Annotated in this window: 11 protein-coding genes; 10 read left to right on the top strand and 1 reads right to left on the bottom strand. The window is 66.3% G+C overall.

Annotation, left to right across the window (positions count from 1 at the left end; all coding sequences use genetic code 11):
- The first annotated feature begins 69 nt into the window (after window positions 1-69).
- The 5 genes from JJ918_RS02605 to JJ918_RS02585 are packed head-to-tail and all read left to right on the top strand — an operon-like array spanning window position 70 to window position 5,704.
- A complete protein-coding gene (locus tag JJ918_RS02605; protein ID WP_291882846.1) occupies window positions 70-771 on the top strand; it encodes a glutathione S-transferase N-terminal domain-containing protein in 702 nt (233 codons plus the stop codon).
- 1 nt (window position 772) lies between these two features.
- Window positions 773-2,416, top strand: coding sequence for a sulfatase-like hydrolase/transferase (locus tag JJ918_RS02600; protein ID WP_291882843.1), 1,644 nt, complete (start codon window positions 773-775; stop codon window positions 2,414-2,416).
- A gap of 8 nt (window positions 2,417-2,424) precedes the next feature.
- A complete protein-coding gene (locus tag JJ918_RS02595; RefSeq protein WP_291882840.1) occupies window positions 2,425-3,690 on the top strand; it encodes a DsbA family protein in 1,266 nt (421 codons plus the stop codon).
- On the top strand, window positions 3,687-4,775 hold the full coding sequence (locus tag JJ918_RS02590) for an MBL fold metallo-hydrolase (RefSeq protein WP_291882837.1): 1,089 nt from the start codon (window positions 3,687-3,689) through the stop codon (window positions 4,773-4,775). Before JJ918_RS02595 ends, JJ918_RS02590 begins: the two co-directional genes overlap by 4 nt.
- Window positions 4,766-5,704, top strand: a complete 939-nt coding sequence (locus JJ918_RS02585) for an SUMF1/EgtB/PvdO family nonheme iron enzyme (RefSeq protein WP_367277622.1) — start codon at window positions 4,766-4,768, stop codon at window positions 5,702-5,704. The genes JJ918_RS02590 and JJ918_RS02585 overlap by 10 nt, the downstream gene beginning before the upstream one ends.
- A 97-nt stretch (window positions 5,705-5,801) precedes the next feature.
- On the opposite strand, the gene JJ918_RS02580 is transcribed toward JJ918_RS02585, so the two are convergent.
- Complete coding sequence (locus tag JJ918_RS02580) at window positions 5,802-8,696, bottom strand: pitrilysin family protein (protein ID WP_291882834.1); 2,895 nt, start codon at window positions 8,694-8,696, stop codon at window positions 5,802-5,804.
- 193 nt (window positions 8,697-8,889) lie between these two features.
- On the opposite strand from JJ918_RS02580, the gene JJ918_RS02575 reads away from it, so the two are divergent.
- The 5 genes from JJ918_RS02575 to JJ918_RS02555 all read left to right on the top strand — a co-directional run bounded on the left by JJ918_RS02575 (window position 8,890) and on the right by JJ918_RS02555 (window position 15,797).
- Window positions 8,890-12,405, top strand: a complete 3,516-nt coding sequence (locus tag JJ918_RS02575) for a TonB-dependent receptor (RefSeq protein ID WP_291882831.1) — start codon at window positions 8,890-8,892, stop codon at window positions 12,403-12,405.
- A gap of 120 nt (window positions 12,406-12,525) precedes the next feature.
- Window positions 12,526-13,068: an RNA polymerase sigma factor gene (locus tag JJ918_RS02570; protein ID WP_291882828.1), complete on the top strand. Its 543-nt coding sequence runs from the start codon at window positions 12,526-12,528 to the stop codon at window positions 13,066-13,068.
- Window positions 13,065-14,135 (top strand): FecR domain-containing protein, encoded by a 1,071-nt coding sequence (locus JJ918_RS02565; RefSeq protein WP_291882826.1) that lies wholly within the window; start codon window positions 13,065-13,067, stop codon window positions 14,133-14,135. Before JJ918_RS02570 ends, JJ918_RS02565 begins: the two co-directional genes overlap by 4 nt.
- Window positions 14,136-14,250: 115 nt before the next feature.
- Entirely contained in the window at window positions 14,251-14,763 is a 513-nt protein-coding gene (locus JJ918_RS02560) for a sigma-70 family RNA polymerase sigma factor (protein WP_271187601.1), read from the top strand.
- On the top strand, window positions 14,760-15,797 hold the full coding sequence (locus JJ918_RS02555) for a FecR family protein (protein WP_291882823.1): 1,038 nt from the start codon (window positions 14,760-14,762) through the stop codon (window positions 15,795-15,797). Before JJ918_RS02560 ends, JJ918_RS02555 begins: the two co-directional genes overlap by 4 nt.
- Window positions 15,798-15,814: the final 17 nt, after the last annotated feature.

Genomic DNA, 15,814 nt, shown 5'->3' with positions numbered 1-15,814 from the left:
ACAATGCCACAATCTAGCGTCACGTCAAATCGCCTGCGGGAGCAGGACAAAATTCCGGGGAGGACCGCGATGATCGATCTCTACACGGCGCCGACGCCGAACGGCTGGAAAGTGTCGGTCATGCTTGAGGAGACGGGGCTGCCCTATGAGGTGCACCCGATCGAATTGATGAAAGGCCAGCAGAAGACCCCCGAATTCCTCGCCCTCAACCCGAACGGCCGCATCCCGGTCATCGTCGATCGCGAGGCCGATCTGACGATCTTCGAATCCGGCGCCATCCTGATCTATCTGGCCGAGAAATCCGGCCGCTTCATGCCGTCGGACACCAAACAGCGCATGGCCGTGCTGCAATGGCTGATGTTCCAGATGGGCGGGCTGGGGCCGATGATGGGCCAGGCGAATGTCTTCTACCGCTATATGCCGGAGAAGATCGAAGCCGCCATCCAGCGCTACCAGGCCGAGACGGCGCGCCTGTTCGGTGTGCTCGACGGCCAGCTGGCGCAGAATGAGTATCTGGCCGGGGATTATTCGATCGCCGACATCGCCAACTGGTGCTGGGCGCGCACGGCCTTCTGGTCCGGTGTCGACCGCGAGCCTTTCCCCCATCTCAATCGCTGGATTGCGCAGATCGAGGACCGGCCCGCCGCGCAGGCGGGCGTCAAGGTGCCGGTCGATATTTCCGAATTGCTGGGCGGCAGCGAGGCGAAGAACAAGGCCGAGACCTTCGTGCGCGGTGCACGCACCATCGTAACCACAGGCAAGGACGACTGAGATGCGCTGGCTTTTCATCCTCGGCGGCATTGTCGTCCTGCTCGCCGGCGCGCTGGCGCTGGCCTGGCCTCACCGGATTGCGCTGCCCGGCATGCTCGACCGCTGGCGCGATCCGATCGGCGAGACGCAACAGGTGGTCTGGGATCAGGGGCCGCAGACGGCCGATACCGCCCCGGGCGAGCGGTCGCCGAATGTCATCGTCATCCTGGTCGACGATCTGGGCATCAATGACATCACCACATTCGGCGGCGGGCTGGCGGCCGGCGATGTGCCGACCCCGAATATCGACGCCATCGCCGCCAATGGTGCGGTCTTCGTCAACGGCTATGCCGGCAATGCCACCTGTGCGCCCTCGCGCGCCGCGATCATGACCGGCCGCTATGCGACGCGGTTCGGTTTTGAATTCACACCGGCGCCGGTGGCCTTCCACCGCCTGGTCGGCTCGTTCGACTATGGCCCGCGCGAGGCGATCTTCCATGAGGACCGGGTTGCCGAGGCGATCCCGACCGACCAGCAGGGCCTGCCGCCGGAAGAGATCACCATGGCGGAAATCCTGCGCGACAGCGGTTACCGGACCCTGTTCATCGGCAAGTGGCATCTGGGGGCCGCAGAACCCTTCCAGCCGCAGAACCAGGGCTTTGACGAATGGGTCGGCTTCTACCCCGGCGCCGCGCTCTTCCTGCCGCCGGACCATCCCGACGCGGTCAATCTGCGCCAGGATTTCGATCCGATCGATCCCTTCCTGTGGGCCAATCTGAACTATGCCGTGCGCTGGAACGGCTCGCAGCGCTTTGCGCCGGATGGCTATATGACCGACTATTTCGCCGATCAGGCGGTCAGCGCCATCCAGGCCAACCGCAACCGGCCCTTCTTCCTCTATCTCGCCCTCAATGCCCCGCACACGCCGCTGCAGGCGCTGCGTTCGGACGTCGAGGCGCTGGCGCATATCGAGGATGAGCGGCTGCGGATCTATGCGGCGATGATCCGGGCGGTCGACCGGGCCGTGGGCCGGGTGCGCGAGACCCTGGCGGAAGAGGGGCTGGCGGAGAACACGATCATCGTCTTCTCCTCGGACAATGGCGCACCGGGCTATATCGGCTTTCCCGATCTCAACGCGCCTTACCGCGGCTGGAAGGCGACCTTTTTCGAGGGCGGCATCCGCGTGCCCATGCTGGTGGAATGGCCGGCGCGGGTGACGCCGGGCACCGTCATCGAGGCGCCCGCCGCTCATGTCGATCTCTTCACCACGGCGGCGCGCGCGGCCGGGGCCGACCTGCCGGGCGACCGGACCATTGACGGTATCGACCTGATCGATGTCGCCACGGGCGGTCCGGCCCCCGACCGCGCCCTGTTCTGGCGGTCCGGCCATTATCGCGTGCTCATGCACGAGGGCTGGAAGCTGCAAGTGTCCGAACATCCGCAACGCACCTGGCTGTTCAACCTGGCCGAGGATCCGACCGAGCAGACCGATCTGGCAGACGCCGAACCGGCGCGCCTTGCCGCGATGATGGCACGGCTGGAGGCTCTGGATGCCGAGCAGGCCGAGCCGATCTGGCCAAGCCTCGTCGAGCCGCCTGTCTTCATCGACCGGCACCTCCTGGAGCCGCGCACGGCGGAGGATGACTATGTCCACTGGCCCAATTGAGAACCGGCATGCGTAACTGGCTCAAACGTCTCGTCTATCGCCGGGTGACCAGCCTGAAGCGGCGCGATGCGGCCCGCCTGTCGGCCCGGCGCAAGCGGCAGGCCCGGGGCACGCGCCGGCAATTCCTCTACTTCCACCGCTTCGGCGATCCCGCCAGCGTGCTGATGCCGGGCCTGGTGCGCGCGCTTGCCGACCGTTTCGATGCCGACATTGTCTGCCATCTCGTCGGCCTGCCGGAAGCGGCTGTCGCGCCGGAACCGGACCAGCTCGACGCCTTCGCCCTCGCCGACAGCGCCCGGCTGGCCCGGCGTCTGGGCCTGGATGTGCCGGACCTCACCAATCCGCCGACGGCCGAGCGGATCGCGGCGGCCGAAGCAGCGGCGGCCGAAAGTCTCGATGCTCCGGACGCGCTGGAGCGGATTGCCGCAATCGATACCGCCCTGTGGAGCGGCGGGGATCTGCCGCCGGGCGGGATCAGGGCCGCGGCGGCCCGCCAGGCGGGCGAGGCCTTGCGCGACCGGCTGGGGCATTTCCAGTCGGCGACGCTCTGGTATGAGGGCGAATGGTATTGGGCGGCCGACCGGCTGCACCATCTCGAGGCGCGGCTGATCGGCGAGGCAGGTGATGCGGGCCTCACGCCACAAATTCCCGTGCTGCACGAGAGCAGCCGGACAGGCGATTGCGGTGGGGCGCGGCTGACCTTCTACCCCTCCCTGCGCAGCCCCTACACCTATCTCGCGGCCGAACGCGTGTTTGCGCTGGCGCGGCGCTGGAATGTCGAGGTCGATATCCATTTCGTCCTGCCCATGGTGATGCGCAGCCTGCCGGTGCCGCGCCGCAAGGGCGTCTATTTCCTCAAGGATTGCGCCCGCGAGGCGCAGCGGCTCGGCCTGCCCTTCGGCGATATCTCCGATCCGCTGGGGCGGCCCACCGAGCGCGGTCTGGCCGTGCTGCATCGCGCGATCGGCCAGGGCAAGGGCGAGGCCTTCCTGCTGAGCTTCCTGCGCGGGGCCTGGTCGGAGGGGCTCGATGGCGGCAGCGATCGCGGCCTGCGGATCATGGCCGAACGCGCCGGGCTGGACCGCGCCGATGTCGATGCCGCCCTGGCGGACGAGAGCTGGCGGGCGGTCGCCGAACGGCATCGCACCGAACTGGCCGGGCTCGGCCTGTGGGGCGTGCCCAGCTACCGGGCCGGCGATTGCGCCGTCTGGGGCCAGGACCGGCTCTGGGTCGTCGAGGACGCCCTTCAACACATGGCGGAGCAAGGCGCATGAAACGTCTGATCCTTATCGCGGCGGTGGTTCTGGGGGTGCTGGCTCTGCTGGCCGTGTCGGCGAAGGCCTTTCTGCCGGGCCTGGGCGAGCGCGCCTTTGCCCAGCAGGTTTCGCAGCGCGTGGGCCGCGACCGGCTGGGCGAACTGCCTGACGGGCTGCATGTGATGTTCTGCGGCACCGGCTCGCCGCTGCCCGACCCGACGCGGGCGCAGGCCTGTGTCGCCGTGATCGCGGGCGAGCGGATCTTCGTGGTCGACAGCGGCTCGGGATCGGTGGCGAACCTGCTCCTGTCCGGCCTGCCGGCCGGCGCGATCGAGGCGGCCTTCCTGACGCATTTCCATTCCGACCATCTCAGCGATCTGGGCGATCTGGGCCTGCAGCGCTGGATCGGCCGCGCCGCCGAAGCGCCGCTGCCGGTGCACGGTCCGCCGGGCGTCGAGGCCGTGGTCGACGGGTTCAACGCCGCCTATGCGCTCGACAGCACCTATCGCACCGGCCATCACGGAGCCGCCATCGCGCCGCCCGCCGGGCGCGGACTGGCAGCGCAGGTCTTCCAGCCGGGCGACGGTACCGCGCCTGTCACGGTCTATCAGGATGGCGATCTCGTCGTGCGCGCGGTGCGGGTCGATCATGCGCCGGCGGATCCGGCCGTGGCCTACCGGTTCGATTATGCCGGCCGCTCGCTGGTGATCAGCGGCGATCTGCATGCCGGGCGCTCGCCGGGCTTTGCGGTCCTGTCAGAGGGCGCCGACGTGCTGATCGTCGAAGCGCTGGAACCGCGCATGGTCGCGCCGATCACGCAGGCCGCATCGGATCGCGGCCTGGCCAGTCTGGCGACGATCACGGTGGATATTCTCGATTATCACACCACGCCGGCCGGCGCCGCCGAGGCCGCGACTGCCAGCGGCACACGCGCCCTGGTGCTGACCCATGTCGTGCCGCCGGTGCCGTCGCGGCTGATGGAGCCGGCCTTCCTGCGCGAGGCGCGGGCGCGGTTCGACGGGCCGGTGCGCCTGGCCCGCGATGGCGATGTGATCCGGCTGCCCGCCGGGTCGGAGGCTGTGGAGTTTTCCCATTGGCGATGATCTCCCGCCTGCCGCCAGTCCTGGGCCTGGCATGGATGTTGGCGGGATGCGGCGCGGGTGGCTCCTCCGCGCCCGCGCCGCACGCCGAAGCCTGCCGCCCGGTCACGCCGGGTGAACGCGTCGCCATTCCCGCCGGGGACTATCTGATCGGCGGTCCGGTGCGCAATCCGGAGGAAAGGCCCGAGCGCACCGTTACAACCGCCGGCTTCGGTATCGATGCGCACGAGGTCACCAATGCCCAGTTCGCGGCCTTCGTGGAGGCGACGGGCTATCTCACCATTGCCGAGCGCCAGCCCGATCCGGCCGACTATCCCGATATCGATCCGGCCCTGCTGGAGCCGGGTTCGGCCGTGTTCGGCGTCGATGCCGGGACGGGCTATTGGTGGCGCTTCGTACCGGGGGCGAGCTGGCGTCATCCGGAGGGACCGGGCAGCGATATCGAGGGCCGCGCGGGCTATCCGGTGGTCCATGTCGCCTATGCCGATGCGCGCGCCTATGCCGACTGGGCCGGAGCCGATCTGCCGGACGAGGATGAGTGGGAGATCGCGGCGCGCGGCGGCGGTCACGGCACCGACTATGCCTGGGGCGAGGAATTCCGGCCGGGCGGGGACTGGCGGGCCAACACCTGGCAGGGCGTCTTCCCGGTCATCGATCGCGGCGATGACGGGTTTGCCGGACTGTCACCGGTCGCCTGCTATGACGCCAATCCGTTCGGCGCTTTCGACATGATCGGCAATGTCTGGGAGTGGACCGCCAGCCCGTTCGACGCGAGCGGCGCGGCAGGCACGATCCGCGGCGGCTCCTATCTGTGCGCCTCGGACTTCTGTGCCCGCTTCCGCCCGGCCGCCCGCCAGCCCCAGGAATGGGACTTCTCGGCCAGCCATATCGGCTTCCGCACGGTCGTCCGCGAGCCCGCCGGGACGGACTAGCTTCGGCCTCGATACCCGTTCGCCCGGCCAGAAAAAAAGCCCCTGCCGCGGAGGGTGCGGCAGGGGCTTTCCATGGCCGTTGCGACGGCCGTGGGGGTTAGTAGACGCCGTCGGCGCTGCCGCCGGCATCGCCGGCCGCATCTTCGGGCAGGATCTGCACGCGCACGGCATTGCCCTCGGCAAAGACCTCCCGCGCCAGCGTCTGCACGTCTTCCAGCGACACCGCCTCATAGCCGGACACCCGTGTGCGGTGATCGTCCAGACCCCAGCCGCCGGACTGGGCGTCGGACAGGACATAGTCCCAATAGCCATTGTTCTGGGTGGAGGATTCCAGATCGCCCGCGATCGGCCGGAGCGCCCGCTGGAATTCGTCCTCGCCGATGCTGCCGGAGCGGAGCTCCGAGGCCACCATGTCGACCTGGTCGAGCACGCCGGGAACGCCTTCCGGCTCAAGCTCGAGGTGGACAAAGATGTAGCCATAGCCCGGGAATTCCTGATCGGAATACATGCCGACGCCCGGTGAATAGGCCGCACCGGTGCGCTCGCGGATCTCGTCGACCATGCGGTTGCGGACCAGGCCGCGCAGGACACGCATCTCGCGGGTGGTCTGGACATCCGTTCCGTCCGGCGTGGGCCAGTAGACCCGCAGCAGCGCCTGGTCGGCTTCACCGGTATGGGTGAAGGTGACCGGCGTTTCGTCGCCGTCCGGGAAGACCAGCGCCGTCTGCTCGGGATAGCTGCCGCGTGCTTCGGGGCGGGTGTTGACCGCACCGAAAGTGCGCGCGACCTCGGCGATGACGGCGTCCGGATCGACATCGCCGATCACGGTCAGTTCGATGGCGCCCTGGGTCAGCTGTTCCTCCAGCCAGGCCGCCGCTTCGGCGTGGTCGGCATCGAGGAAATTGTCCAGATCGTCGAAACCGAAACGCCGGTCGCCGGAGCGGATGAGGCGCGGGATCTCGCGGCTTGCAACGCCCATCGGTGTCGAGTCGTGGGTCGGATACCAAGTGCTCAGCCGGTCCTTGTAGCGCTCGCCGGCATCCTCGCGCATGCCCGGTGCCGTGGTGTAGGCGGTGAGCAGGTTGAGCAGGTCGGGCATGCGGTCGACCGGGGCCGTGCCGGACAGGCGGATATTCGAACTGTCTTCGGCAAAGAAGAGGCGCGATCCGATGCCGGAGCCGGCCAGGATGCGGTCGATTTCCAGGCTGGTATGGGCCTCCAGGCCGCCGCTGTTGAGCAGGTTCAGCGCCAGCCGGCGCAGGCCTTCGTCGCGACGCGGCAGCGAGAGGGCGCCATCGCCCACACGGGCCACCACCTGCACCTCGCCCTCGGTATACTCAGTGCGCTTGATGTTGAGATGCACATTATTGGCAAAGCGCACGAGGCGGGCATCCTCCTCGTCCAGCGTGACATCGGACACGACCGTGCCCGGATCGCCGAAATCGGTATAGGCAAACTCCAGATCGCCATCATCCTCGGGTGCCTCCACGGCGACTGTGCGGCTTTCCGCCAGGATGCTGGCAACCTGCGCCTCCAGATCTTCCACTTCCTCTGTCGTGGAGAGGAAGACCAGCGGGGTCTCGTAACCGGTCCAGTTGGCCCGGAAGGCTTCGGTCACCTCCTCGGCGGTGACATCCTGAGAGGCCGTCTCGAACCAGGCGAGCTGGTCGGCCGGGTGCATCATCACCCGGTCGCTGTCATAGGCCTGGATGATTTCGCGCGTCAGGCCGCCGAAGCGCGAATGGGTTTCGGCGGAATCGGCCGCATCGGCCTCGCTCTCGTAATGGGCGCGCAGTTCGACAAGTTCGCGCGCGAGCTCCGCCTCGCTGAAACCGTGCTGCAGGGCGCGGCGCAGCTCCTGCTCGGCGAGGGCGAGATTGGCCTGCCAGTTCTCCTGGTGCCCGCCGATCTCGATCGTGGCGGTCTCGACCGAACCCTGCAGCTTGCCGGAACGCACGAAGCCGCGCTGTACGGTGGCGTCCGGCTCGTGCGAGAGCACGCGGAAGCGCTGCGAGAGAATACGGTTGCCGAGCTGTTCGACCAGGGTCTGGCGGCGCGTTGCGGCATTGTCCGGTTCGTCGACATAGGGGTGCTGGACCGCGATCGAGACAGACGGCATGACGTCGGGATCGGCGAATTGCGCCACGGCGCCGGGCGTCATTGCCGACGGTCCGGATGTGCGCACGATCGGGCCGGGTTCGCGCGGGCTTTCCCAGTCGCCGAACCATTGCTCGACATAGGCCTGTGCCCGCTCGACCGGCAGGTCGCCGACGATCACCACGAAGGCGCGCTGCGGGTGGTAGTGCGTGTGGTAGAAGCCGCGGATCTGTTCCGAAGTCAGGCCGGAGACGGAGTCATGCGTGCCGATCGGCATGCTTTCCACCAGCCCGCTCTGCGGCGTCAGGAAGGCCCAGTTGGCCAGGATCTCGCGGTATTGCAGCGTGTTGCGGCTGCGCATTTCCGACAGGATGATGCCGCGTTCGCGGTCGATCGCCTCATCCGCCAGCGTCAGGTATTCGGCCGTCTCGCGCATCAGCATCATGGCGACGTCGAACGTGTCTTCGTCGGTATTGGGCAGGTTCAGCTTGTAGACCGTCTCGTCGAAGCTCGTATGGGCGTTGGTGTCGCCGCCGAAGGACAGGCCGTGACGCTCGAGGGTGCGCACCATCTCGCCTTCCTCGAAATTCTCCGACCCGTTGAAGGCCATGTGTTCGAGATAGTGGGCGATACCGCCCTCGCCCTCGGCTTCGGCCAGCGAGCCGGCGGCGATGCGCAGGCGGATCGAGGCCGTGCCGGACGGGCTGTCATTCTGCATCACGGCATAGCGCACGCCATTGTCCAGCTCGCCATAATGAATGCGCGGATCGTGCGGCAGGTCGCTGCCGATATGGGCGAAGCCCGGGCGTTCGGCGGAGGCATCCTGTGCGAGGGCAGGCGCGGTCAGCATCGTCGTCGCCGCGAGCAGGGCGGCGAGGGATCGTGAAGGCGACATCGGGACTCCTTGGGTACAAGCGTCGTTTCAGTATGGATGCCCACCAAGACGCTGCATCGCGTACTTCCCTCCACAAAATCTTCATCGACACTGCGCCCGGTGCAAAAAGCCTGCAGCCGCCGCGAAAAAAATTGGAGGTATTCCGCATACGCCGCGTTTCAGGGGGTCAGCTACAGATAAATGGGGACTGATAATGGCTGCTTTCAACAAACTCCTGGCCTCGACGGCCCTGGCGGGATCGCTGGCGCTGGCCGCGCTGTCGCCGGCTTATGGTCAGGACGTACGCGAGGGGGAAGATCTCGCTGCGGCGCTGAACCGTGTGGCGAATACGCAGAATGTGGAGATCCTGTATTCTCCCGACGTCGTTGCGGGCAAGCACGCGGGTTCTGTCTCCGCCGGCGCCTCGCCGGAAGCCATGCTGCAGGAAATGCTCGCGGGGACGGGCCTCGCAGTGCAGCAGACGCGGCCTGATGTCTTCGTGGTGACCGATCCGCCGGAAACCGGCGGCAATGCGCGCACGCCGGATGCCACACGGAGCGGTCCGGAGGAGCAGGAAGAGGCGGCCAGGTTTCAGGAGACCGGCGCGCCGGGCTCGATCGAGGGCCGCCTGACCGACAGCAATACCGGAACCGGCCTCGCCGGTGCAGTGATCCGTCTCGCCAATACCTCGATCCGCACGGTGACCGATCAGCGCGGCTTCTACCGCATGCCGGCCGTGCCGCCGGGAAACTACGAGATCGTCGCCGAATATGTCGGCGCGGGGCAGGAAAGCCTGATGATCCGGGTCGGCTCCGGCGAAGAGGTCGACCAGGATTTCACGCTCAATCCCAGCGGCACTGAAACCATTGTCGTGCTGGGAAATCGCGGCGGTTTTCTGCAGGCCCTGAACCAGCAGCGCAATGCGGAGAACAACCAGACGGTCATCTCGGCCGACCTGCTGGGCACATTTCCCGCCGAGTCCGTCGCCGAGGCCCTGCGCCGCGTTCCCGGCATCTCCTTCGAGCGGGATTCCGAAACGGGCGAGGGCGACCGGGTGTCGGTGCGCGGCATCACGTCCGAAGCGATCAATATCCAGCTGAACGGGCTGCAGCTGCAGGGCACAGGCATCGAACGCGCTGTCGACCTGACCGGCTATCTCGCCGACAATATCAGCCAGATCACCATCCAGAAGAGCCTGCTGCCGGAAAACGAGGGCACCGCCAATGGCGGCCTGATCGAGATCGAGACGCGCAGCGCGCTGGACTATGGCGAGCGTCATTTCAGCATCGGCGCCGAGCACGAAATGCCCGATAGCGACGTGTTCGGCAATGAGAGCCAGTATAATGCGTCGGCGGTCACGCAGCTCCGGGAGAATTTTGCGATCGGCGGGAATATCCAGTACCGGACATCCGATCGCCGCAACTTCAATATCGGTTTCGTGGATATCGATGCGCCCGTGCTGCCGGCGGGATACGACTCCATCTATGAGCTTCCCTATACCTACAATTATCCGTTCGACGACGCGCTGCCCGACCGTCTTGTGACCGGTGTGAATACCTTCGTGCGCGACCGTTCTGTAGAGAATGTCACAGGTTCGGTCTTCGCAGCGTGGGATGTCAACGATTCCACGCGTTTGCGGGCCGAGTACCAGCATATAACCAATGAAGACACACGCAGCACGTCGCGGACTTCAGCCTCCAGTCTGACCAGCGCCACGACGATGCCGATTCCGGAACTCGGCGGGGAGGAGCGCCACCGGACATACATCCGTGCCTTCCGCCCGACACTGGGTGTCAGCAGCCGGGTGGAAACCACGACTACCGACGTTTTCAGCATCCGCGGCGACACCGTCTATGACAGCTGGACCTTCGAGTACAAGGTCGGCTACTCGACGACGTCGCGGGAAGTCGACGAAACGACCATTTCGATAATCTCCGACACGAACACGGATGTGGCGTCGCTCTATGATCCGGCCAACTATGTCATCAATCCGGACGCCGGCGGTACCGATCGCATGGTCGGCGGCGTCGTCAATTATGCCGGCGACGGCATCCCGGTCCTGTCCCTTTCACAGGCCGGTCGCGACTTCTTCTTCGACCCGGAGACCTATTATGTCGCCACGGCGTCGGAGATCGAGTCAAACAACACGGCGGATTTTCTGACGGTCGCCTTCGATACCCAGTATGATTTTGCATCGACTTTTCTGAGCAATGTGAAATTCGGTATCAAGTACGATGACTCCGAGCGCGTGAATTCCGATGACGTGCTTTCGACGTCCGCTCCGACGGCGTTCTATTATTTGAGAACCGGAGCCACGCGGCAGACCGCGAATGATTTCGGCGGCGTATTCGATCGCATCGATCTGGGTGCGATCGGTGCAGGAGAGGTGGTTCTCCCCTCTTTGCAGAGCGGCGCGGCGCGCACCATTTTTGATGGTGTCACCGCTTATGCGAACGCCAATCCGGGCTCGTATCGGCTGTTCGACAATCGCACGGATCCGGTTGACAATTCCGGCGCACTGTCGACGGCGCGGACTGAAGAGACGCGCATGGCGGCCTACCTTCAGGGCGAGGTCGAGGTCGGTGATCTTACGGTTACCGGGGGTGCCCGTTTCGAGCAGGTGGAAACCGTGGGCAATGCCATTTCCACCCCGATCTATCGCCAGTCGAATGGCGTGTATGTCGAGCGTGGGGAACTCATCGACGCGGGGCTGATCGGCTATTACGACAATTCCGGCACGAACGACAAATTCCTGCCCAGCCTCGTCGCGACCTACCGCTCGGGCGACAACTGGGTGGGCCGTTTTGCCTATAACCGTACCATCTTCAGCCCGTCCCTGATCGCTGTGAACCGTCCGCTGACCATCGTGATCGACCAGCGCCCCGGAGAGGAAGAGGCGACGATCCGCGAGGGCAATCCCGAGCTCGACCCCGAGATCAACGACAATTTCGAGATCGGCCTGGAACGCTATTTCGGCGACCGGCCAGCTTATCTGAAGGGGGCGATTTTCTACAAGGACATCTCCGGCAACATCACCAATGTCGTGCAGGTCGCCAATCCTGCCGATATCGAGGGGCGGATCGCGGAGCTTCTGGCGCCGCTGATTGCCACCCGGCCCGAACTCGCGCTGTCGCCGGCGACGAGCTACTATCTGCAGCGCCCGGAGAATGGCGAGGGCGGCGAGATCTACGGGTTCGAGTTCGAAGGGGCGACCAATCTGGACTTCCTGCCCGCGAGCTGGCCGCGCTTCCTGGAGAATGTCCAGATCATGGGCAATGTGACCTGGACGGAGGCCGCTTTCGGGACCGATGTCAGTGCAGTCGACGAAAACGGCGATACTTTCGCACTCAATCTCGAACGGCCACTGGCCAACCAGGCCGAATGGGCCGGCAACCTGTCGGTCGGCTACGAGGCCGGAGGCTTCTCGGGGCGCCTGCTCTATACCTATCAATCCGAGCTGGTGCGGGCCTATGACGAGTTCAACCTGAACACGATTGTGCCGGAGTTCGAGACGCTGGACCTGATGGCCAGCTATACGCTCGAGCGTGGCGGCGCCCGCTACATCTTCTTCCTGGAAGGCGACAACCTGCTTTCCAGTTACGATGAGGGAGAAGTGATCCTCGGAACGGGCTCCTATGGCGGGGAAGGGTCTCCGGACTTCTTCTATCCGGCGAATATGCAGTTCAATGGCGGCCGGACAATCACGGTGGGCGTTCGCGCTACCTTCTGACCGCATGCGGTCCGGGAGACCGACCATGAGACCGGATATACGGTCGCAAGCACTGTCAGCGTGGGCTTTCCGGCCCGCGCTGACTTGCGCTTTCAGGCGCAGGGAAAAGGGACGGCGGCAATGAAGGCGCCACGACTGACACAAACACTGCCGGGAACGTCCGAGCGCTGGCTGGAAACCGTCGCTGTGGACTATTCCGGCGCGCTGAACGGCTTCTTCCTGCGCCGCACCGGATCGCCGTCCGATGCCGAGGACCTGGTGCAGGAAGTCTTCGCCCGCCTCGCGCAGATGGAGGACGCCTCGCGGATGGACAATCCGCAGGCCTATATCTTCCAGATCGCCGTCAATCTCCTGCGCGACAAGGCGCGCCGGGCGCGCGTCCGCCAGAGCGAGATGCACGAACCCTTCGACGAGGCCTTCCATGGCGAAGGGGGCGGATCCCCCGAGCGGATGGCCGTCGTGCGCGACGATCTGCGCCGGATCGAGGCGGCTCTCCAGAGGTTGCCGAAGAAGACTCGAACAATCTTTCTGTTGCATCGTCTGGATGGTCTGAAGTATCGAGAAATCGCTGATGCAATGGGTCTTTCCGTGAGTACGGTCGAAAAACACATGATCAAGGCACTGGCCGCCATCACCCGTCGCATGAAGGGACGGACGGTATGAGCACGGCCGTGAATTATCCCGCCGCCGACCGGCACGAACAGGCCTCCTACTGGCTCGTCCAGATGCGCAAGGCCGATTGCTCGGCCGCGACCCGCAAGGCGTTCCGCATCTGGATCGAGGAGAGCGACGCCAACCGCTCGGCCTATGACGCCGTGCGTCACGCCTGGAGCGCCAGCGCCGCGCTCGAGCATTCGCCGGCCTTCGAAGCGCTGCGGCGCGATGCGCTGATCGAGAGCGTACGGCGCCGGCGTGCGCGCCCGCCGGTCTGGGCGATGGCCCTGGCGGCCGGTCTGGTGATGATGATCGGCGCAGCGCTCTTCGTGCAGCCGGGCTGGCGCATGGGAACCGGTCTGGAAAGCGCCGGCGAAACCGTCGTCGCGGAGATGGCGTCGGTCCGCATGCCGCCGCCCGAGCACACGATCGAGACCATTGTCGGCGAACGCTCGACGGTGCCGCTGGAAGACGGTTCGCAGGTCGAGCTGAATACCTCCACCGAGGTTCGCCTCGCCTTCAGCCCGCAACAACGCGAGATCGTGATGCTGCGCGGTCAGGCCGTCTTCAACGTCTCCCACGATCCCGAACGCCCCTTCGTGGTGCTGGCCGGCGATCGCCGGATCACCGCCATCGGCACCGAGTTCGAGGTGCGGATCGATGGCGATGACGTGTCGGTGACACTGCTGGAAGGGCGGGTCGAGGTGGCCGAAGTCGTCACCCGCGACGGTGAGGAGGCCGGCCGCGTGGTCGAGCTGGAGCCGGGCCAGCGCCTGGCCGGCCGCGATGTTGTCGCCGAACAGGTCGATGCGGAGAGCCTCGACCGCGCGATGAGCTGGCGGCGCGGGCGTCTGGTATTCGAGAATGAGCCGCTGTCGGCCGCTGTCGCCGAAGTCAATCGCTACTCGCGCCAGCAGATCGCTCTTGCGGACGAGGATCTGGGCGATCTGCGCGTCAGCGGCACCTTCTGGGCGGGTTCGGTCGAGAACTTCCTGTCGGCCGTGACGACGATCTATCCGCTCGAAGCCGAGCGCGAGGACGATACCGCCCGGATCATGCTCGACTGGCGCGGGTAAGGCCGACGGCCGCGCGACATCAGGGGGTTGCACGCCGGTGCGATACCCCTGACGCCGCCATTGCGGGCGGTGCGGCGGCTTGATATGGGCAGCGCGACCGGCGGGAGCCCTGTCCATGAAGGCCGCACTGGAACGTCTTTACGCACAGCACAGCGCCGCGCTTGGCCAGGCGCTGCGCTGGCGTTTCGGAGACGGCCCGCCCGATCCCGACGACGCCATCCAGATCGCTTTCGAAAAATATATCGAACTGGGCGCGGCGGCGCGTGTCGAACGGCCGCGGGCTTTCCTGTTCGCCATGGCGCGCAACTGGATGATCGACGAGCTGCGCAAGATGGGCGTGCGCCAGCGCCATGCCGAACGGCAGAAAACCGATCCGCTGCTTGCCCGGGTGGAAGAAAGAACGGCTGAAAACGTCTTATCTTCCAAGGAGCGGTTTTCGCGTCTCAATGCGGCGATCCGGGCCTTGCCCGAGCGCCAGCGCACCCTGATCGTGATGAGCCGTATCGAGGAGTTGAGCTACCGGCAGATTGCGCAGGAGACGGGTCTGTCGCAGGCGGGTATCAGCCGCGAGATCGCCCGGGCCCTGACGGCCCTGCAGGCCGCACTCGCGACGGATGAGGAAGAATGAGCGCAGCCGAGGAAACCCCGATCGCCACGCAGGCGCGCGACTGGCACGTCCGTCAGCTTGCCGGGCTGACCCCGGCCGAGGCCGGGGCGTTGCGCGACTGGCTCGATGCGTCTGCGGCGCATGCCGCCGCCTTTGCGCAGGTCGATGCGCTGTGGTCGGACCTGGGCTGGGACGAGACCCTGAATGCCCAGGCGTTGGACCGCGCTGCGGCGCGTGAGCGGCGGGCTGTGCGTGGCGGCGGTGGCATACGGTCCTGGCTGCAGGCGGTTCTGGGCTCCCGGGGGCTCTTGGCTGCAGGTGGCGCGGGCCTGGCCGCGGCGGCGCTGGCGCTTGTCGTGTTCTTCACCCTGCCGGGCGATCCGCTTGTGACAGCGCCGGGCGCCGGCCGGACGCAGGTCTATCACACCGCGATCGGTGAAATCCGCGAGGTCGAACTGGCCGATGGCAGCCGGGTCACGCTGGGCGGGCGCACCGCGATCCGGGTCGATTTCGGCCGCGATGCACGGGCGGTGCGCCTGGTATCCGGCGGCGATGCGCTGTTCGACGTCGCCCGCGACGAGAGCCGGCCTTTTACCGTGCAGGCCGGCACCCTGTCGGCGACGGTGCTGGGCACCGTGTTCGAGGTCAATCGCTCCTCCGGCACGACCGCGGTGGGCGTCGTGGAAGGCCGGGTCAGGGTGCAGGGTCAGGGTGGCGGCGATGCTGTGCTGCAGGCCGGCGACCGCATTGTCGCCGAGGCCGGCGCGCCCTGGCAGCGTGAACAGATGCAGCCGGACCAGGCCGCCCGCTGGATGCAGACCCGGCTGGCCTATCGCGACACGCCGCTCGTCGACATCGTCGCCGACGTGAACCGCTATCATGCCGGCGGCGTGCGCCTGGGCAGTGCCGATCTCGGCGCCTTGCGCGTGACGTCGTCCTTCCGCATCGACCAGCTGGAAACAGCCCTGTCCGGCATTGCGCTGAGCCATGGTCTGGAGCTTGTCCGGACCGGGGATGGCGGCTTCGTGATCCGGCGTCCCGGGCCCGCTGAATAAGAAGTTTTTGCGAAACT

Origin of the sequence: Maricaulis sp. (assembly GCF_017642925.1) — a bacterium.
Lineage (GTDB): Bacteria > Pseudomonadota > Alphaproteobacteria > Caulobacterales > Maricaulaceae > Maricaulis.
Note: the sequence above shows the minus strand (reverse complement) of the source record. Positions and strands in the feature narration are given on the sequence as shown.

What these genes read in the sequence shown, in the direction of transcription:
- JJ918_RS02595 (WP_291882840.1), top strand. Translation starts at nt 2,425, where the DNA reads ATGCGTAACTGGCTCAAACGTCTCGTCTATCGCCGGGTGACCAGCCTG.
- JJ918_RS02570 (WP_291882828.1), top strand. Translation starts at nt 12,526, where the DNA reads ATGAAGGCGCCACGACTGACACAAACACTGCCGGGAACGTCCGAGCGC.
- JJ918_RS02600 (WP_291882843.1), top strand. Translation starts at nt 773, where the DNA reads ATGCGCTGGCTTTTCATCCTCGGCGGCATTGTCGTCCTGCTCGCCGGC.
- JJ918_RS02565 (WP_291882826.1), top strand. Translation starts at nt 13,065, where the DNA reads ATGAGCACGGCCGTGAATTATCCCGCCGCCGACCGGCACGAACAGGCC.
- JJ918_RS02560 (WP_271187601.1), top strand. Translation starts at nt 14,251, where the DNA reads ATGAAGGCCGCACTGGAACGTCTTTACGCACAGCACAGCGCCGCGCTT.
- JJ918_RS02555 (WP_291882823.1), top strand. Translation starts at nt 14,760, where the DNA reads ATGAGCGCAGCCGAGGAAACCCCGATCGCCACGCAGGCGCGCGACTGG.
- JJ918_RS02590 (WP_291882837.1), top strand. Translation starts at nt 3,687, where the DNA reads ATGAAACGTCTGATCCTTATCGCGGCGGTGGTTCTGGGGGTGCTGGCT.
- JJ918_RS02575 (WP_291882831.1), top strand. Translation starts at nt 8,890, where the DNA reads ATGGCTGCTTTCAACAAACTCCTGGCCTCGACGGCCCTGGCGGGATCG.
- JJ918_RS02580 (WP_291882834.1), bottom strand. Translation starts at nt 8,696, where the DNA reads ATGTCGCCTTCACGATCCCTCGCCGCCCTGCTCGCGGCGACGACGATG.
- JJ918_RS02605 (WP_291882846.1), top strand. Translation starts at nt 70, where the DNA reads ATGATCGATCTCTACACGGCGCCGACGCCGAACGGCTGGAAAGTGTCG.